The organism is Alteromonas sp. S015 (assembly GCF_036864485.1).
Taxonomy (GTDB): domain Bacteria; phylum Pseudomonadota; class Gammaproteobacteria; order Enterobacterales; family Alteromonadaceae; genus Alteromonas.
Genome location: NZ_JAZETO010000009.1, coordinates 1 through 17,718, shown reverse-complemented (window position 1 = coordinate 17,718; position 17,718 = coordinate 1). Strand labels below are relative to the sequence as shown.

Annotated in this window: 21 protein-coding genes and 1 pseudogene; 9 read left to right on the top strand and 13 right to left on the bottom strand. The window is 43.8% G+C overall.

All coding sequences use genetic code 11. The features are described from left to right. Window positions 1-25 precede the first annotated feature (25 nt). Entirely contained in the window at window positions 26-1,102 is a 1,077-nt protein-coding gene (gene alr / locus V7R42_RS16360) for an alanine racemase (protein ID WP_334021293.1), read from the top strand. 415 nt (window positions 1,103-1,517) lie between these two features. Here the strand turns inward: alr and V7R42_RS16355 are convergent, their stop codons facing one another. The 4 genes from V7R42_RS16355 to V7R42_RS16340 form a co-directional block, all read right to left on the bottom strand. Continuing rightward, the gene (locus V7R42_RS16355) at window positions 1,518-2,243 is read right to left on the bottom strand and encodes a YitT family protein (RefSeq protein WP_334021291.1); all 726 of its coding nucleotides are present in this window, start codon (window positions 2,241-2,243) and stop codon (window positions 1,518-1,520) included. A 222-nt stretch (window positions 2,244-2,465) separates the two neighbouring features. Beyond that, the gene (locus tag V7R42_RS16350; RefSeq protein ID WP_334021290.1) at window positions 2,466-2,777 is read right to left on the bottom strand and encodes a hypothetical protein; all 312 of its coding nucleotides are present in this window, start codon (window positions 2,775-2,777) and stop codon (window positions 2,466-2,468) included. A gap of 85 nt (window positions 2,778-2,862) precedes the next feature. After that, window positions 2,863-3,252 (bottom strand): VOC family protein, encoded by a 390-nt coding sequence (locus tag V7R42_RS16345; protein WP_334021289.1) that lies wholly within the window; start codon window positions 3,250-3,252, stop codon window positions 2,863-2,865. Window positions 3,253-3,300: 48 nt separating this feature from the next. Continuing rightward, a complete protein-coding gene (locus V7R42_RS16340) occupies window positions 3,301-3,555 on the bottom strand; it encodes a Rho-binding antiterminator (RefSeq protein WP_334021288.1) in 255 nt (84 codons plus the stop codon). Window positions 3,556-3,904: 349 nt separating this feature from the next. Between V7R42_RS16340 and V7R42_RS16335 the strand changes: the two genes are divergently transcribed. From V7R42_RS16335 to V7R42_RS16320, 4 genes are all read left to right on the top strand, one after another. Next, entirely contained in the window at window positions 3,905-5,023 is a 1,119-nt protein-coding gene (locus V7R42_RS16335; protein ID WP_334021287.1) for a porin, read from the top strand. Between the two features lie 19 nt (window positions 5,024-5,042). Beyond that, a complete protein-coding gene (locus V7R42_RS16330; protein WP_334021285.1) occupies window positions 5,043-5,840 on the top strand; it encodes a substrate-binding periplasmic protein in 798 nt (265 codons plus the stop codon). 174 nt (window positions 5,841-6,014) lie between these two features. After that, window positions 6,015-7,286 (top strand): NRAMP family divalent metal transporter, encoded by a 1,272-nt coding sequence (locus V7R42_RS16325; protein ID WP_334021283.1) that lies wholly within the window; start codon window positions 6,015-6,017, stop codon window positions 7,284-7,286. Between the two features lie 147 nt (window positions 7,287-7,433). Then, window positions 7,434-7,904 carry a hypothetical protein gene (locus V7R42_RS16320; RefSeq protein WP_334021282.1) on the top strand — a complete coding sequence of 157 codons (471 nt, stop codon included), beginning with the start codon at window positions 7,434-7,436 and terminating at the stop codon, window positions 7,902-7,904. A 9-nt stretch (window positions 7,905-7,913) separates the two neighbouring features. On the opposite strand, the gene glyA is transcribed toward V7R42_RS16320, so the two are convergent. Beyond that, window positions 7,914-9,170, bottom strand: coding sequence for a serine hydroxymethyltransferase (gene glyA, locus V7R42_RS16315; protein WP_334021280.1), 1,257 nt, complete (start codon window positions 9,168-9,170; stop codon window positions 7,914-7,916). Window positions 9,171-9,510: 340 nt separating this feature from the next. Between glyA and V7R42_RS16310 the strand changes: the two genes are divergently transcribed. Further along, the gene (locus V7R42_RS16310; RefSeq protein ID WP_334021279.1) at window positions 9,511-10,368 is read left to right on the top strand and encodes a LysR family transcriptional regulator; all 858 of its coding nucleotides are present in this window, start codon (window positions 9,511-9,513) and stop codon (window positions 10,366-10,368) included. 93 nt (window positions 10,369-10,461) lie between these two features. On the opposite strand, the gene V7R42_RS16305 is transcribed toward V7R42_RS16310, so the two are convergent. The 5 genes from V7R42_RS16305 to V7R42_RS16285 all read right to left on the bottom strand — a co-directional run bounded on the left by V7R42_RS16305 (window position 10,462) and on the right by V7R42_RS16285 (window position 13,262). Continuing rightward, window positions 10,462-10,791 carry a zinc ribbon domain-containing protein YjdM gene (locus tag V7R42_RS16305; protein WP_334021278.1) on the bottom strand — a complete coding sequence of 110 codons (330 nt, stop codon included), beginning with the start codon at window positions 10,789-10,791 and terminating at the stop codon, window positions 10,462-10,464. A gap of 24 nt (window positions 10,792-10,815) precedes the next feature. Then, window positions 10,816-11,271: a GNAT family N-acetyltransferase gene (locus tag V7R42_RS16300; protein WP_334021277.1), complete on the bottom strand. Its 456-nt coding sequence runs from the start codon at window positions 11,269-11,271 to the stop codon at window positions 10,816-10,818. Window positions 11,272-11,322: 51 nt separating this feature from the next. Beyond that, window positions 11,323-11,751, bottom strand: coding sequence for a GNAT family N-acetyltransferase (locus tag V7R42_RS16295; protein WP_334021276.1), 429 nt, complete (start codon window positions 11,749-11,751; stop codon window positions 11,323-11,325). 38 nt (window positions 11,752-11,789) lie between these two features. Next, on the bottom strand, window positions 11,790-12,122 hold the full coding sequence (locus V7R42_RS16290) for a YnfA family protein (protein ID WP_334021592.1): 333 nt from the start codon (window positions 12,120-12,122) through the stop codon (window positions 11,790-11,792). Window positions 12,123-12,317: 195 nt separating this feature from the next. Continuing rightward, complete coding sequence (locus V7R42_RS16285; protein WP_334021274.1) at window positions 12,318-13,262, bottom strand: glycerophosphodiester phosphodiesterase family protein; 945 nt, start codon at window positions 13,260-13,262, stop codon at window positions 12,318-12,320. A gap of 217 nt (window positions 13,263-13,479) precedes the next feature. Here V7R42_RS16285 and V7R42_RS16280 point away from each other — a divergent pair. From V7R42_RS16280 to V7R42_RS16270, 3 genes and pseudogenes are all read left to right on the top strand, one after another. Continuing rightward, window positions 13,480-14,525 (top strand): annotated as a pseudogene (locus tag V7R42_RS16280) (IS110 family transposase). A gap of 548 nt (window positions 14,526-15,073) precedes the next feature. Then, entirely contained in the window at window positions 15,074-15,316 is a 243-nt protein-coding gene (locus V7R42_RS16275; RefSeq protein WP_014978218.1) for a type II toxin-antitoxin system ParD family antitoxin, read from the top strand. Further along, window positions 15,313-15,615 (top strand): type II toxin-antitoxin system RelE/ParE family toxin, encoded by a 303-nt coding sequence (locus V7R42_RS16270; RefSeq protein ID WP_069943669.1) that lies wholly within the window; start codon window positions 15,313-15,315, stop codon window positions 15,613-15,615. The genes V7R42_RS16275 and V7R42_RS16270 overlap by 4 nt, the downstream gene beginning before the upstream one ends. Before the next feature lie 125 nt (window positions 15,616-15,740). Here V7R42_RS16270 and V7R42_RS16265 read toward each other — a convergent pair whose 3' ends face one another. The 3 genes from V7R42_RS16265 to V7R42_RS16255 form a co-directional block, all read right to left on the bottom strand. Beyond that, window positions 15,741-16,628, bottom strand: coding sequence for a hypothetical protein (locus V7R42_RS16265; RefSeq protein WP_334021273.1), 888 nt, complete (start codon window positions 16,626-16,628; stop codon window positions 15,741-15,743). Between the two features lie 271 nt (window positions 16,629-16,899). Then, window positions 16,900-17,064, bottom strand: coding sequence for a hypothetical protein (locus V7R42_RS16260; protein ID WP_334021272.1), 165 nt, complete (start codon window positions 17,062-17,064; stop codon window positions 16,900-16,902). A gap of 138 nt (window positions 17,065-17,202) precedes the next feature. Then, complete coding sequence (locus tag V7R42_RS16255) at window positions 17,203-17,664, bottom strand: hypothetical protein (RefSeq protein ID WP_334021271.1); 462 nt, start codon at window positions 17,662-17,664, stop codon at window positions 17,203-17,205. Window positions 17,665-17,718: the final 54 nt, after the last annotated feature.

Sequence of the window (17,718 nt, the reverse complement as noted above, 5' to 3'; positions counted from 1 at the left end):
AAACATTTAAGGAACGTGTTTTTCTGTGAGCCGACAAACGCAAGCTATCATTCATGCTGACGCCCTTTTACACAACTTCAAAGTCCTTGCTGCTTTAGCGCCCTCAAGCCAGTCTATGGCGGTGGTAAAAGCCGATGCCTATGGTCATGGAGCAGTAAATGTAGCGCGCATTCTTCAGCATGTTTCTTCGCGTTTTGCCGTAGCAATAATTGAAGAAGCCATTGCGCTTCGCGACGCGGGAATTACTGCGCCTATTGTGGTGTTAGAAGGGGCACATCAGGCAAAAGAGTGCCAAATGGCGTTTCAGCATAACTGTATATTAGTTATGCACTGCGAAGAACAGCTTATCTGGTTAGAAAGCTGCCCCGAACAGCAGCGTCCGCATATTTGGCTTAAAGTGGATAGCGGCATGCACCGGTTGGGTTTTGCCCTTTCCGATATCGAAGGGATTGCTGCTAAGTACAATCATTTACTTAGCGAGCAAACGGTTATTGCTACGCACTTTGCGTGCGCTGACGATGTAGATAATAACTTTACCAACACGCAAATCGATGCGTTCAATCAAGTAGCAAGTAAATTGGGCTTGCCAACCAGCGTGGCTAATTCTCCCGCCACGGTAAACTGGCCTGCAAGTCGCAATGCCTGGAACCGACTAGGCGTAGGGGTTTATGGCGGCGCCGTATCTACCTCGCGAAATCTCGACGTTGAAATTTACCCTGCCATGACACTTCGCTCCAGTGTACTAGCAGTACGAACCATACCGGCAGGTGAGGGTATTGGTTATGGTCAAACCTGGGTAGCAAGTAAGTCCAGCAAAATTGCAACCGTAGGCATTGGTTACGCCGATGGCTATCCAAGGCACTGCAAAAACGGTACGCCGGTAATGATTAGAGGTAAACGCGCCTATTTAGCTGGCCGCGTTTCTATGGATATGATCACTATCGACGTAACCCATATCGACAACGTTGCAGTGGGCGATGAAGTTGAACTCTGGGGGCAGAATGTGCCAATTCAAGAAGTTGCGGCTAATGCTGACACTATCGACTACGAATTAATGACCCGCGTTTCTCAACGTGTGCCACGTATTGTAAAATACCTTTAACTATCAAAGCAGTGCCAATCTCTATATAAGTTTTAATAAAGCACTATTCATTAAAAGAATGAGACTTTTACCCCTATTTTGAGTCTATACTGTGTTGGCTTGGTTACGGGATTGCGGTGAATGTTTCGCCTCCAACTGTGCTGAGCAACAACTCATAAGTGAGGTTTGTATGCGTACTTCGTTTTCTCGTCCAAGAGTGAACCGTGGAGTAGTAAGTCGGCCGTCAAGACCTGTTCAGAAGAAGCAATAGGTTGTCGTAGGCGTCTAGGGATACAAATAAAAGATACAAGAAAGCCCGGTTAGGTTGTGCCCAACCGGGCTTTTTATTAGTCGCCCTAACCACCACTGCTGTTTCTTTTTAGAAGGAGTAACAGCTAAAACTTATGACCGAATGGCAATGACTGGCTGAGTAAATTCAGCCGTTTTGAGCGCGAAGTTCGCTGTCTAAGCACTGGTCTAGACTGTTTTCAGCACGATTTTCTATCTGATTAGTATCGGCGTTGTTAAACTCAGCTTCTGCCTTTTTTGATTCAGGTTCGCCTTGCACAGGGAAGTAACGTTCAGGCCTATGGTTAAGCGAAATAACCATGTTCAAACAAAACGCCGCTAAAATTGAAATGAGCACTAAAGGCCAGGCTATGAAAAACAGCGCGCTGAGCAATATACAACTATCTACGGTTAACTGGAACGTACCAGCTCTGATATTGAAACGCTGTTGTAAATAGAACGCCATAATGCCAACGCCACCAAGGCTTGAGCTATGACGAAACATCATCAGCATACCTACACCAATTAAAATACCGCCGAATACCGCTGCAAAAAATGGGTTTACGTGGCTAATATCCACAAACGCCGGAATTTGCTCAGTAAGCACAGAAACCGTAGTAACCGATATGAAGGTGTTAATGGTGAAACGCTTGCTAATTTGCGTCCAAGCTAGCGTATAAAACGGTAAGTTAATCAAAAAGAATAACAAGCCGAAATCCATGTCAAAAGCATACGTACCTAACAGCGCTAAACCTGCCGCTCCGCCAACCATTAAGTCTTGAGACTGAAATAAATATACGCCAAAAGCAACAAACAAGCCGGCGCTTATCAGGGCGAAAACATCCTCGATGACACTGTGTTTTGTTTTTTGCATAAGAAAGAATTTGCGTTAAGAAGACACAGCGTAATTATACGTTTACAGCCTAAGAGGTAACAGCGGGGTGAGAAGTTAACTCCATGCGATAAATGAAAGAAGGTAAGTTTGCCTTTACGACTTTTAGCGCACCGGTGAACAAGGTGTTGCGTCGATGTAAACGTTGCACCAAGCTGGTTCAGATAAATCGCAAAAAGTGAAATAAGCGATTAGAGAGGCTCATTACTCCACAATAGAGAACACAACGATATCTTGCTTGTTAAATTCTACACTGCATTTCATAATGCCCAGGTGCAGAGGGCTATATGCTTCGATTTTGCTGCCATTTGCAACAAACTCTGAATCCCACAACAATAAGTTTGCAGTATCCAGCTGGCGTTCGACACTTTTTTTCGATACGCCAGGCGTAAAGTTGTCGCAGAGAATGATCACTTCGCGCCTTGCTTCAATCCAATAAAACGTCGTAGTAATCAATAGTGCTATCGCCGCTATTGCAACTACATCAGCAATAATGGAACGCTTCATGGCCTGCACGTGTTATTTCTCCTCTACGTCTTTACTGTGTGATTAACCTTGCGGTACGGAACGCGCTATTGGCAAGTTACACTTGTATAAAGTGCTATTCAGTGGTTTGGATCAAGTCCCACTTATTGCCAAACTTATCTTTAAAGATGGCTACCGTACCATACACTTCTTCCCGAGGGGTTTCTAAAAATGCCACCCCTTTGCTTTGCATGGCATTGAAGTCGCGCCAGAAGTCGTCAGTATTCAAAATTAAAAATACTTTATCGGCGGCTTGGTTGCCAATAAGTGTTGATTCGACATGGTTTTTAGCTTGCGCTAACAACAAACTCGTAGCGCTGTGTGGTGGGGTGACCAAAACAAAACGCGAGTTTTCGCCGGTTACTTTGTCTTCGGTTAAGGTAAAGTTTAAAACCGTGGTGAAGTATTCAACGGCACTGTCGTAGTCGTCTACAAAAAAAGTAATGGCCGAGAGGTTTTGCGTCATAAATCAGGATCACTTTGAAAGTTAAGCTAAGTTAGTTGCGCATACTACCTAAAAGCTGACTGAGCTGAAATGCGGGTTGTCAGTTATTGCATGAAGTTGAGCGATTTCATTAAGCGCAATATTTTGCGTGGTTTTGTCGATGGACATTTGAATACACTCTGTGGGCACGTCGTTGCGTTTATCGATAACTGTGGTCAGTGCTGTACCCTTTACCGTATTCCCGTCTTTTAATACTACGCTCACCTCAAGCCCATACATGCAGGCAATTTCGATGTAGTCATAAAGCTGGCACGCTATATTCACATATTCCCCTATTTGATGTTCAAGTGGCGATCAATTAGTAGATAAGACCCGACGTTCCCAGCAAAACTTTCCGCATCTACCGCGCATACATAGCACTTCACTTTCCACAGTAAACGATCTATGCGGATTGGTATATCTGCCGCCTTGTGGGGGGCGATGATTTTCCATGAGTCAATTCACAGAAGTCTGACCTTAACAAATGATCTTTTTTTAAGGTTTGCTCAGTATTGTTAGTACTGAAGGATTTATTTTGGTGCTCGATACACCTAAGCGCTTGAACGCCCCTCATGTTTCTTAGAGGCATTTTCTAGCAAAGGGTTCCCACCAAAAATTCAATACAGGAACAGTAATGAACAAGCTACTATCCGCATTTTCTTTAGTTTCAATGGCCTCGTGCACCTCAAGCTTCGCAAATGCCGACGAACTTCCCTTTAATTTGAGCGGTCATGTTAGAGTTAACTACGGGCATCAAGACTGGCAACTCCCCGAGTTTAGAGATGGTTTCGAATTTGAATCATTCAAACTTGGCGTGTCGGGCGAGTCTGATCAATTTAGCTATAAAGCCGAATATCGATGGTACGAAAACACCGATTTCGACACAGTAAGGTTCGCCGAGCTGACTTATCATTTCGATGAGCAAACCGAGATTACCGCAGGCATCACCCAAACCCCATTTGGTCTTCAACCGTTTGCCAGTAACAACTTTTGGTTCTCGGTAAATTATTATCTTGGCTTCGAAGATGATTACGATGCTGGGGTGAAAATAAATCATGATTGGGGCAACTGGGATTTTCAAGCCGCCTATTTTATGAACGACGAGTACAACGATGCCGCTGAGTTTGGGCGCTATTCGTTCGACGTGGCGGACGACGGTGAGTATCGAAATAAAGAAGACGGCCAATATAATTTACGCGCGAACTACACGGCAAACTTTATTCGCGGAGGCACTACCGATATTGGTGTGTCGTATCAATACGGGAGCATCTTGAATCTAGATACACTAGATGATGGTGATATGAATGCCCATGCCATTCATATGCGCCATACTCAAGGTGACCTAAAAGTCGAGTTGCAGTATATCGACTATGAATATGACCTAGCTGCACCAGAGGAGCAGGCCGACGATCGCATCGCGCTATCTTCTTTCACCTTCCCATTCTTAGCCGCGGCAGACGGTAAAACCTATTCAGCAAACCTTGTGTACTCTGTGCCTTATAAGTTCACGCACATAGAGTCACTTACTTGTTACTCGGAGTACAGCGTGGCAAAAGGTGAAGGAAGCGAAGGGAAAAACTCGTCGCAGTGGATAAACGGCTGTAGCTTTGGCTGGGATAAACTGTTTGTATATGTAGACAGTATCCAAGGCAAAAACATGTGGTTTTCAGGCGGTCCTGGCGTGGGACTCGATTTAGGTGGTAGACAAGAAACTACCCACCGCCTGAACATAAACCTTGGTATTTACTTCTAATCACTAACAGGACTTTGACATGCGATTACTATTAATAGCGACATTTATACTAGCGCTAGTTCCAATGCAAAGTTTTGCCCATGCGTGGATGAAACTGCGAATAGCGACCACGGAGTATGCACCTTATACGTCAACTGACATGCAGCACGACGGTTATATCAATCACATTATCGCCGATGCGTTTTTAGAAACGGGCGTTGTGGTTGAATTTGTATCTTTACCTTGGGAAGAAGCGCTTGAAGCAACACTGAAAGGCGAATACGACGCCATCTCATACGGCAATTTTGTGCGCGCCCGAGAAAGTGAGTTTTTCCACAGTAATCCTATTAGTGCGGAAAGCCTGGTGTTTTACGTAAATGCCGAGAAGGGCCCCGATACTTGGGCTGAATTAAGCGACATAGAAGACTTAAAAATGGGCGTGACAGAAGGGTATTTATACAATGACGAACTTGCCGCTTATATTGAAAGCAGCAGTAATGTTGTGGAAAGTGCCACAGATAAAGACAATTTACAGGCGCTGATTGACGGTAAAATTGGCGTTTTCCCCATTGATGAGCTTACCGGATGGTATTTGCTTCAGCGTGACTTTAATAGCAGCGACCGCAGAGATGTGAAGCCGATTAAGCCGTTTATCTCAACCGTAACCACGCATCTGTTAGTGCCTAAAGGGCAAGATGATAGTCAGCTTATTTTGTCGCTGTTTAATAAAGGGCTAGAAGAGCTGACGCTGGACGGAAAGTTGACTCGCTTTAAGCGTTTGCTTAAAGAAGGGTATTACCAGCACCCTCAGAAAAAAGTGAACTTCGACCGACGTTAGTGTAAAGCTCAGCTTTAAATAAAAGCCAATTAACGATCTTTAAAACCGAGAACTAGGTAGCGAACCAATAGCGGTGCGCTACCCAAATCTTTCCTACCTTCCTATTCTCTTTTCTGCTGTTTATTTACCTGATATGGTTAACGGCTATTTTCTAGTACCCGTTTAGAGGTTGCCTTGTCGTACAAAGCTGAAACATCGTTCTTTGCCCGCTCTATAGCCCTGTTAAAACTGCTTGGCCCGGGCGTGCTTATGGCAACAGCGGCGGTAGGCGGCAGTCACTTAGTGGCATCAACGCAAGCTGGGGCAAAGTTTGGCTGGCAGTTAGCGTTGCTCATACTGTTGGTGAACCTACTTAAATACCCGTTTTTTAGGGCAGGCGTTAGCTACACTATCAGCACTAAACAAACGCTGCAGCAAGGCTATTTAGGAATGGGGAGGCGATACTTAGCCATTGCTTTAGGTCTTAATAGCATTGCATCAGTGGTAAATGCTGCGGCTCTACTGCTCTTTGCTGCTAGCTTATTGTCATATTTTATTCCATTCGATATCGCCATATCACTGTCTGCGTCAGTAGTTTTAGCGCTGATACTAGCTATATTGTTTGCTGGGCACTTTGAAGGCTTAGACAATATCGCCAAAGGCATTATGGGCGTTCTTGTTGTAGCAACAGTTGCTGTATTTATTGTTGCTCTTAGTAATTATACCGTACCCACTGTGTCAACAGAGGCTCAACCTTCCCCGTGGACGCTCGCTACATTAGGCTTTTTAGTAGTCACAATGGGGTGGATGCCCGCGCCTATTGAAATATCGTCCATTACTTCACTTTGGCTAAAGCGCCAATGCAAAGGGCAAGCCGTAACGCCAAAGTCTGCCCTTTTCGATTTTAACTTAGGTTATGCAGTGACGGTACTACTCGCATTGTTGTTCTTGGGCTTAGGTGCATTAATCTTGTATGGCAGCGGCACAGAGCTAAGTACCAGTGGAATCGGCTTTTCCCATCAGTTAATAAGTATGTACTCATCAACCATTGGACAGTGGGCGCATTGGCTTATCGCACTGGTTGCCTTTTTGTGTATTTTTGGTTCGGCGCTAACCGTGTATGACGGTTATGCGCGGGTGGTTGCTGAAGCAATAGCGCTGCTTTTTAACAAAGACAGAAACGCAAGAAATACGCTAGTTACGCCAGTGCTACTGTTTATGGCAGTGGCGAGTTTTATCATCGTGCTATTCTTCAAGTCTGCGCTATTGGCAATGCTAGGCTTTGCCATGACGCTGGCCTTTGTGACTACTCCAATGTTTGCTTGGCTCAATCACAAGCTTGTCGCACAAACCAAGCTTCATCAAGACGCGACACCCAATGTGGGAGTGAAGTTACTTAGCTATTTAGGCCTGATCTATCTATTTGGGTTTTTAATCATGTTTATATGGTGGAAGTGGTTTAGCTAGCCACTTCCTATCGTAACGAGAGCCCAGAGCACTTAAGGTGCTGCGCAAGTCTTGCCTTAATAAATTAGCTTAATTACGCGCACTTATCCGAGCCCCTGCGCAATACTCATCTATACTGTAAATGACATCGTTTGAGGAGTTCGCAGCTTGGCGCGTGGCAAAAAACTATTCCTTTCAGCCATTTTATTATGGGGTAAGCGTATCATGCTGCTCACGCTTATGAGTGCGGCAATATGGGGCTGTTCAAAAGAACCACCGCAAACTATCCACTGGCACAATGCTTACGATATTGAGCGAGAACTTCATATTCTGGGTCAGCAAGAAGACCCTCGCGAAATCTATAAAAGGCTACAAGGTATAAAACAGCAAGCATCACTACAGCTTTCTCAAATGCGTGAAGCAGGTATTCAGGATTCACTATTTCGGGAATGGCTAGAGTCGCTACGAATTAGTTTATCGTTAGCACCTTTATATGGCGACACCATTGAAACGTGCGACGTGTGGCAGCACGCGATGGAAGAAGCATGGGAAGTGGGAATAGTACAGCTTAATGAACGAGCCAAACTCGTGTGGCGGGTAATGGTGGCTACCTGCAACGCACGAGTTCGCTCTGTATAGTGCCCCGTACTATTTTGTATAAACGGGATGTGCCGTGGCTAGTGTTGCCACATTGTCTTTAACCTGCTGTATCACTGCATTGTCTTCGGGAGCCGTTAACACATCGCAAATCCAGTGGGCTAGTTTAGCGCAATCGTCTTCACTAAAATTGCGTGAAGTTACTGCTGGCGTACCAATACGAATACCGCTTGTTACGAATGGCGACTGCGGGTCGTTAGGTACCGTATTCTTATTTACCGTTATATTTACGCGATTTAATACCGCATCGGCTTCTTTCCCCGTCATTCCTTTGCTCACAAGACTAAGCAGAAACATGTGGTTGTCTGTACCGTTAGATACTACGTCAAAGCCGCGCTTCATAAACACATCAGCCATAGCCCGTGCGTTAGTGACCACTTGCTTTTGATAACTTCTGAATTCCGCTGTCATGGCTTCTCTAAACGCCACAGCTTTAGCTGCAATAACGTGCATAAGTGGTCCGCCCTGAATGCCCGGAAAAATGAGCGAGTTAAACTTCTTTTCAAGCTCAGGATTAGACTTACACATAATAAGGCCGCCACGAGGGCCGCGTAGTGTTTTGTGAGTAGTAGTAGTAACTACGTGTGCCGCGCTAATTGGCGAGGGATAAACTCCTGCTGCCACTAGGCCAGCAACATGCGCCATGTCCACAAGCAGATACGCACCTACACTGTCGGCGATATCTCTAAACTTCTGCCAGTCGACCACGCGAGAATAAACTGAAAAGCCGGCTACAATCATTTTAGGGCTGTGCTCTTTAGCCAATGCTTCTACTTGGGCATAGTCAATGTCGCCGGTTTCAGTATTCAATCCATACTGAATAGCGTTATATAGCTTGCCCGAAAAATTAGGCTTCGCACCGTGAGTGAGATGCCCCCCGTGGTCAAGACTTAATCCAAGAATAGTATCGCCCGGATTCAATAATGCCATATAAACGGCAGTATTCGCTTGAGAGCCAGAGTGAGGCTGCACATTCACATAGTCAGCCTCAAACAATGTTTTAGCCCTTTCGATTGCAAGCTGTTCTATTTTATCCACCGCCTCGCAGCCACCGTAATAGCGCTTACCCGGATAGCCTTCTGCATATTTATTAGTTAGCTGACTGCCTTGTGCTTGCATTACCGCTTTACTGGTGTAGTTCTCCGATGCGATCAGCTCAATATGATTTTCTTGGCGTTGATCTTCTTGCGCAATTAACTGCGCGATATCTGGGTCTTGTTGTTGAAGGTGCTGGTTAAGTGGATTCATGCTAACTCCAAAATGTCATTATTTTGTATTTGATACTAGGAGTGTAAAATTAATAAATAAAATTAATAAAAAATATGGCATTATAATTTTATTAAATGGGGTGGTGAGTAACTCTGGCATTGGCGAGGTAAAACAAAACGTAATGTTAGCGGCAAAACCATTAAATTTATGCCATTGATATTATTTAATTTGTTATGCAAGGCGCTGAGAATGACTGCTTGATTCGCTTAGTTATGCCTTACCCCATACGGTAAGTGTTTTGTGATATCAAACGTCACCGCAATGTGAATGAAAACTGTCAAAATAACACAAAGCTGATAGATAGGTGTTAAGCAAAGTAATGAAAAACTTGTCCATAGATTTTCTACGTTCGTTTGTGCTTATCGCACAGACAGGTAGCTATACGCAGTGTGCCGAGCAACTTCAACGTACGCAACCAGCCATTAGCTTACAGATAAAAAAACTAGAAGAAATGATTGGGGAAAAACTATTCTCTCGGGACAAAAATCGCTTAGCGTTGACTGGCGCTGGCAGTCGCTTACTGTCGTACGGTGAAAAGATAGTGGCACTTAATGATCAGGCTATGGCCGAATTCGGTAAGCCGCAAGTCACGGGAAATATTCGATTAGGTATTCCCAGTGAATTTAGCACAACGCTTATGCCTAAAATTATCCGAAGATTCACGCAAACCTACCCGGAAATATCACTAGAGGTTCATTGTGCGCTAAGTAAAGACTTACTAAGTGAACCATTAAAAAGTCAGTTCGATTTAATTCTTTCTTTGCAAGAAAAGCCCGATCCGCAGCAAGATGGTTATATCATTTCAGATCAGCTGGTATGGGTGGGGAGTCAGCGCTTCGTGAATAGCGTCCCTGCTAAACTTCCTATTATTGCCGCCCCCTCGCCTTGTATTTATCGCAAGCGAGCAACCAGTCTCTTATCGGCAATTAAAAAGCCGTGGCAGGTGGTGTATACCATTGCTGACCTTAACGGCATACAAACGGCCATTAATGAAGGACTGGGCATTACCGTGTTAGCAAAAAGCTCGGTGCCGCCAGGGTTACACGTTTTATCTAATTCAGAAAGTTTACCCGAACTTGGGCACGTGGGGGTTTGTTTGGTTAATCCTCAGAAAGTGTCTTCGCAAGCAATTAGCCTACTTACTGAAACGATTACCAATGAAGTAGCAAATTTTTAAATGGAAGTTGCATGGCCTAGGGAGCGCGCCCGGTAAAAAACAAAAAGATAAGCGCGCCCAAAGGAGGAAAGGTTACGTTCAATAAAGCGCCGTCTAAGCCTTTTTAACAAACTGTGCAGTTAGCATCATTTCACCAGCGCCATCTACTTTGCAGTCAAGCTGGTGGTCTTTCGCATCTTTCACGTGACGGATAACGGCTTTGGTTCCAATTTTAAGTACCAGCGAACTGCCTTTCACTTTCAAATCTTTTGCCAGCGTAATCTTGTCACCGGCTACTAACGGCGTACCGTTATAGTCTTTCGCTGAAACTTCGTCTTCTACCTCGTTCGGGTTCCACTCGTGGCCACATTCAGGGCAAACAAGTAGAGGCTGATCTTCATATACATATTCTGATTGGCAGTGCGGGCATGGAGGTAATGACATGTGGAATTCTCTTAAAATACTAAATTAAATCGCTCGGGTCATAAAGTGGCTGTTGGGATCAAGGGAGTATCTGCCAAATGGACCGCAATCAATAAAACCAAACTTTTTGTATAGCGTTCTTGCCGCCAAAAAGTAATCCTGCGTACCCGTTTCTAAACTTACCGAACTGAACCCTCTCATTTTCGCATGTTCTAGGGCAAAAAGTAACAACTGCGATGCCACACCGCACCCTCTGAACGATTTAGCGGTGCGCATAGATTTCAGCTCAGCGCTATGGGTATCAAGGGCTTTAATCGCGACACAGCCCGCTAGCTGTTGCTGCTTCCAACCACTAAAAAAAGTAATGTCTGGGGCTTTTAGTGCATCAACATCTAATGCATGTACGCTCTCGGGGGGCGATGTAGCATACATGTCTGACAAATGTTCTTCTAAGAGTGCTAGCACTTCTCCCCCGGTGAGGTCGTCAATAATAATGTTCATGTACTTTTGCCTTCAGGTATTTTCTCAATAGTTGGCTTTAAAGCCTATTTGTTAAATGTTTAAGGGTTTTGCCATGTTAAAAAAGCGATCATCTTCACTTTTAATGACAAATCCTACTTTTTTATAAAGCGAAACTGCAGGGCTTATTTTGAAAACTCGTAACGTAAGTAAATGTGCCTTAGCTGCTAGTGCAAGTTCTTCCGCCTTCTTAATAGCAGCTTCACCTATGCCTTTATTCTGTTCGCTGGGTAAGACTTGAAGATCACGCAATATACATGTGTCATCTTCGAACTGAAGGCGAATAACTCCCACTGTTTCGCTGTCTACTTGAATGTCGTAGTTAATGAGTTCTGCGGTAACCCCAAGCACTTTTTCGGCGTCCCAATCAGGTGCAAACCGAGCGTAATAATCGCGCATGTTATTAAAGGTAAACTCGGCAGCTTTATGCAGATTCGTACTTGGAATAAAGGTGATCTTCATTGTATTTTCTTCGTTAATTGTATTAAGAAAACATCTAATTAGTGATTTTTTGGAGCGAACATAATTATTGCCATCCCAATTAAAGCGACTAAGGTGCCCGCTAAATCCCAAAAGGTTGGCTTCACACCATCAACCAGCCAAAGCCACATAATAGCCATAAAAATATAAACACCGCCGTAGGCGGCGTAAACACGTCCAGCCGCTGTAGGGTGAAGTGACAATAACCAAGCAAAAAGCGCGAACGATATAGCCGCCGGTATTAACAGCCATATGGATTTATCTTCTTTCAACCACAAATAGGGCAGGTAGCACCCAACAATTTCAGCAAGCGCTGTTATAGTAAATAAACCAATGGTTTTTAAATCCAACAGAAAGCCCTTTTTGAAATACTGCTAGCACACAAATCAATGCCCCACGAAACGAGCACTAGAATACTACTCACAACAAACACTGGTCTTACCCAGTGAAGTGGACATCCGAGCGTAAGCGACAGAGCCCACGCATACGGGAACTATGTATAAATATCAAACACCCGCGTGATAGCCGAGAGCTAGCGAGCGAGCGTCCTAATTAACGCGTTTGTTAGCTTGTGTTGCGCGAATAAAATCAAGGTCACTAGTGATAACTCCAATACCCGATGCTACAACGTCATAGTAGGGTTCTGTAACCGGTTCATGCCGAGACCAAAGATACACATCCGTACCATAGCTTTGCAATCTTGACGCTAGGCGTTCAGGGTAGCCCCAAAAGTACTTTGTCATCGAGGGAGGTATAAAAAGAATGGTGTTCCTGCAGGACTCAGGAACTAACCCTGCCCATCCAACTAAAAGATAGTCTATTCCGCAACTCTTAACACTACCAACGCTTGCTAAGCGTAGAGACGAATCCTTGTTACGAAACCACTCCATGCCTTTTGAAGAGGTAATTACAATATGGCTAGATTTTTTTTCTGATAGATACTCATATAGCGTTTCGAATGAACGTATGTCGTTATTCTTTAGGTTCAACCAAAACTCATGCTTTGGATATCGTTTGTAAAACGCCTCTAATTTAGAAATCCCAAAACCTTTCCCTCTAAATGGGAAAGTCGTGCCATCATCAAACGTATATCCATATCCAGCATCAATACTTTTCAACTGCTCAAATGATGTTTTATTTACCGGCCCAGACCCATTTGTAGCACAATCTAACGTCCAGTCATGAAAAACAACCAGTTGATCATCACTAGTTCTGTGAACATTTAGATGAATTATGTTAGCTCCGGCTGCAACGGAAGAAGCTACAGCTTCTAGTGTGTTCTCGACTGAATTGACCCCTGATGCTTTTATTGAAAGAGAAGTACAGCCAGTTTTATTCAATTTTTCATAGTTAACTGCGCTGCCGCCTCCTCGATAGGCCACGATCTCGCCATGCCGCTGTAGGTCAGGAACGAACACATAAGCATTAAAAACTCCTAAAGTAATTATGCAAAACAGAGTAATGAAAACCGTTTTAACTATTTTTATAAACATTTATTATTGGAATCCTTGATCGTGATCGATGGAAGCTAACGTTAACTTAAGTGGCATTAATGCGCGGGCTAAAATGCGAAGCAGCCCACGTGTATGCGTCCCAGTGAGCGAAAGCGAACGCCAACAGCGCTTTGATACTTATTGAGCCTTCTCCCCAGCTTAACTAATTTTATTGACTAAGCTGGAAGGCGACCAAACCCAAAATGGAGAAGACTCAATGAAATTCTATACTAACTTACATCCTTTTTACTGCGGAATCGATCTTCATGCACGAATGCTTTATGTATGTATCCTTGATGAACGTGGCGAGATACTGGTTCACAAGAAGATAAAAGATTCTCCCGAGCAGCTTTAAACCTTCTTGCACCCTACATTGGAAATATAGTGGTGGGTGCAGAATGTATGCATTGTTGGTACTGGCTCAGTGATTTTTGTGAACATCATAATATTGATTTTATTCTCGGCCATGCCCTGTACATGAAGGCTATTCATGGCGGTAAAACGAAAAACGATAAAATTGATGCGTACAAGATTGCCAAGTTAATGCGAGGTGGTAACTTTCCTTTGGCTTACGTTTATCCAAAGGAAAAGCGTGCTATTCGAGATTTGTTACGCAGACGAACGCACGCTATGCGCCATAGTGCAGAGTTAAAAGCATTTATAAAGAATGCGTTGTCACAGTACAACCTGCCAGTACCTGAAAAGTCAGACCTAAGCTATACCACAGGTCGCGATGCAATGCGTGGATATTTCCCGAATCCACAGGTTCAACGCAGTATTGATATGAATCTGCGATTGTTCGAAGTTTACGATCATGAAGTCAGCAGCATTGAATGTCATGTAGAAAAGCTCACTAAGCATGATAATGGCAGAGACTACTATCTACTGCGTTCATTGCCTGGCGTCGGGCGAGTGCTGGCCCTTACCATTCTTTATGAAATTGGGACCATTAATCGCTTGGACAGTGTTCAGAAGTTTGCGTCGTATTCACGGCTGGTAAAATGCAAAGCGGAATCAGCCGGTAAAGCATACGGTACACAGGGTAATAAAATTAGTAATGCGCACCTTAAATGGGCATTCTCTGAAGCCGCAGTGCTGTTCTTGAAGGGAAATCCTCCGGCACAAGCGTATCTCGCAAAGTTGCAGAAGCGCATGAGCAAAGCAAAAGCACTCTCTGCATTGGCACATAAACTGGGAAGTTGTATGTACTTTATGTTAAAGAATCAAACGGTGTTTGACAGTGAGCGCTTTTTAGCAGGGTAAGTCGCACAGACGGATGAGCTGAACGCCTAACTGGTCGAATGGCGAGTATTGTGTTCATGATGATTTAGGAAAAAGAGTCTGTTCAACATGAACTATACCAGTGTCCACAGCCACCACGTTTTGATTAGACATCCGTCTGTTGCGCATCAATACTCTGTGCTAAATCGCTTGCACCTGAACTGAGCCTGCCCCTAACTGGCGATAGAAATCAGCCACTATGTTTGAATAGTGCCAGCATCAGGTTAACCGATGAATGTCTAGTGCCCCTGTACTCGTAATGGATTACATAGAAACAGGCAGCGATGAGATCGCACTAAGAGAGCCGGTGACCGGCGCGGCTCTATATGTGTTTGCCGCAGGCGATGCCTGACGATAACCATGACAGATGAAGCTAGGGGATTTAGCTCAGGGATTTGGACTGGCTGCTAACTCAGCCAGAGAAATACTATTATCTATTGACGGGAGTTGGGCTCATATGTGTTATGCGCTATTGACTTACAAAGCGCAAGTACCATAATTAGGTATATATTGGTACTTGGAGAAACCAGATGGCTAAAAACACCAGCATTACCCTTGGAGACCATTTTGATGGCTTTATTGCTAGCCAAATTCAAACTGGTCGGTATGGTTCAGCAAGCGAGGTGATTCGTTCAGCTCTTCGCTTGCTAGAAACACAGGAAACCAAATTAAACACTCTGCGTCAATTACTTGTAGCAGGTGAAGAAAGCGGCGAAGCTGAATACGACCTTGAGCATCTGATATCAGAACTAGACGGTGAATTAAAAGAGTGAAACCGTTTAAGTTAACCGTACTAGCAAAATCAGATCTAAAAGATATCGCATTGTTTACTCAACGGAAATGGGGCCGAGAACAGCGTAATGTATATCTTAAACAATTCGACGATTCGTTTTGGATGTTGTCTGAAAATCCTGATATTGGTAAAAGCTGCGACGAAATAAGAGATGGATACAGAAAATTTCCTCAAGGTAGCCATGTTATTTTCTACAAACAAACGGGCAGTCAGGAAATTCTGATCATAAGAATCCTTCATAAAAGTATGGATGTAAATCCTGTACGCTTTGGCGCATAACACCCGCATAACGGGCAAAAACACGTGGGCTACAATTTCAAGCGAAGCGCCAGGAGCCCACGTGTTTTTGTCCCCAGCGAGCGCAGCGAGTGTTCATGCGCTTGTTATGTATGTGCCGAAAGTAATCACGACCCAATCTCAGGAAAGGAAACCTTTTCTAAGCCAGGAAGTTCTAGTTGAGTACTAAATGTTTGAGCTATGTCCTCGTAAACTGAAACGGAGATAATTAATGGCGAGGCACGTCGAGTAACTTTTAACCACCGTCGAATTGTTTCATCGACATTTCGAGAATAATCTAAGTCCCTTCCAGAAAGAATCCTTTCTACAAAATGAGAACCAAAACATTCACCCACATTAGATAGAGCAGAGTTGACGTCCCGGTATTGCTTGAGAAAGTTAGCATCAACTGTAATAGCGTTCGCTTCCGGACCAGTATAAATACCCCACGTTTCGGTTCTTTCTCTATCTTCAGGTGCCCCGGGCCAACGGGTACTATTGTACTGTCTACTCTGTTTGTTATAGAACAGGTAGGTTAACTTTGGCGTATTTGAAACTAAGCGCCGAAGTTGTTGTACGCAAAAAGCAGGAAATGACCATCTCTCATAATGATCCGAGCCTGACGCCTTTGCTTCATAGAATGCAACACCAGAAACTGGCTTAACCTTGTCTGGAAACAGACGCGTTATAATAACTGCAATGTCTCCATGTGTTTGCTCTGCTTTTCCAGTTAATTTGTAAGCTTCAAAGTCAAACTTTGCACCATCGAAGGGACTTTCAACATTAGGTAATTTATACTCTGCCAGAACATTTCGCAGTGCTTCAATTACCTTGAACGTAAGTAAGTCTTCTTGCCAATCACAATCGGGGCACTGAGACAAAATTTGATCTACCACTTTTTGTATGTTCGACGATAGTTCTGAAGGGGTTTGAATGGGATCAAACTTCTTCCTAAAATCAGGCACTTCACATTCTTCTCGTTCAAAACCAAACTTAGCATAGTCAAACTTCGTCACTTTAACTAAAACTCCATAAGTACATAACACCCGCATAAAGGGCGATAACACATGGGCTAAAATTAGGAACGAAGTGACACAGCCCATGTGTTAGCGTCCCAGCGAGCCTGCGAGCGATTTAATGCGATTGTTAGCTGCCATCTTCCACGATTGCCGAATACGGGCCCACAATAAGTTTGGTCTAAATGTATATACAAAGCTTCGTTTTGAGTGGTAGCCAATTGTTTCCGTGAGTTTTACACCTTTCCATTCGTAAAAGTGAAAAATGCCCCTATTGCATACTTGCCATTTCAAATAAGAAAAAAGTAAAGCCAACGAAAACAGTTAAGCCAAAAATCACCATTATTGTCAGAGCCTTTGAACTACGCATTGACTCAATTAGTTCTTTTACTGGGCCAAGAATAATACCTAATCCAAGCAATTCGATTAAATCCAATTTACACCTCTATATTGCGATGGCTGCTAACTTCCAAATATGGGGCGCGGACACGTGTGCAATAATGGCGAAGCCGCGCACGTGTATGCGTCCCAGCGAGCGGCAGCGAGTGCCATAATTTGTTTGTTATGTGCGTCTCTAAACATCCTGCAAAGTACATTCAAGTACTTCATTATTTTCATATTTTACCCTTTGCGTTGCACCATCCTGATAAATGATTTCACCAGAAATAGAGGTTCCGACCTCTGGAAGCAAAGCTTGTGCACGACCTTCAGACAACAGATTTAACTCGTCAGTAACTATCTCTAAATCTGCTGATAGGAGAGTCATTTTGATTTTCTTACCTGAGTCTTCTCGACTGAAAGTTAACTCGCTTTTCATTTCAGACTTTTTGTTTAGCGCTGTATTTTGAATTGTCACGATACCTGATGACTTTGCTGTTTTTGGAGTTGAGTAAACAACAATACTCTTTTGTGAAGCAATTAACTCTGGGCTAATCTGGTTTTCCTGTAAGCAATGCCAAGTTTCTTCGTTTGGTGCTCCTTCGCATCCGATGAGAAAAAACAATGTCGAAACGCTTAGTAGGATTATTTTTCTCATTTCGATATTTCCATACTTGAGAAGTGCGTAGATCTTAAATTTCCTTCACGCACA

Bases quoted from the DNA above. Each gene is read 5' to 3' on its own strand.
- V7R42_RS16345 (WP_334021289.1), bottom strand. From the start codon at position 3,252: ATGACGCAAAACCTCTCGGCCATTACTTTTTTTGTAGACGACTACGAC.
- glyA (WP_334021280.1), bottom strand. From the start codon at position 9,170: ATGAATCCACTTAACCAGCACCTTCAACAACAAGACCCAGATATCGCG.
- V7R42_RS16310 (WP_334021279.1), top strand. From the start codon at position 9,511: ATGAAAAACTTGTCCATAGATTTTCTACGTTCGTTTGTGCTTATCGCA.
- V7R42_RS16330 (WP_334021285.1), top strand. From the start codon at position 5,043: ATGCGATTACTATTAATAGCGACATTTATACTAGCGCTAGTTCCAATG.
- V7R42_RS16275 (WP_014978218.1), top strand. From the start codon at position 15,074: ATGGCTAAAAACACCAGCATTACCCTTGGAGACCATTTTGATGGCTTT.
- V7R42_RS16285 (WP_334021274.1), bottom strand. From the start codon at position 13,262: ATGTTTATAAAAATAGTTAAAACGGTTTTCATTACTCTGTTTTGCATA.
- V7R42_RS16295 (WP_334021276.1), bottom strand. From the start codon at position 11,751: ATGAAGATCACCTTTATTCCAAGTACGAATCTGCATAAAGCTGCCGAG.
- V7R42_RS16335 (WP_334021287.1), top strand. From the start codon at position 3,905: ATGAACAAGCTACTATCCGCATTTTCTTTAGTTTCAATGGCCTCGTGC.
- V7R42_RS16255 (WP_334021271.1), bottom strand. From the start codon at position 17,664: ATGAGAAAAATAATCCTACTAAGCGTTTCGACATTGTTTTTTCTCATC.
- V7R42_RS16355 (WP_334021291.1), bottom strand. From the start codon at position 2,243: ATGCAAAAAACAAAACACAGTGTCATCGAGGATGTTTTCGCCCTGATA.
- V7R42_RS16300 (WP_334021277.1), bottom strand. From the start codon at position 11,271: ATGAACATTATTATTGACGACCTCACCGGGGGAGAAGTGCTAGCACTC.
- V7R42_RS16305 (WP_334021278.1), bottom strand. From the start codon at position 10,791: ATGTCATTACCTCCATGCCCGCACTGCCAATCAGAATATGTATATGAA.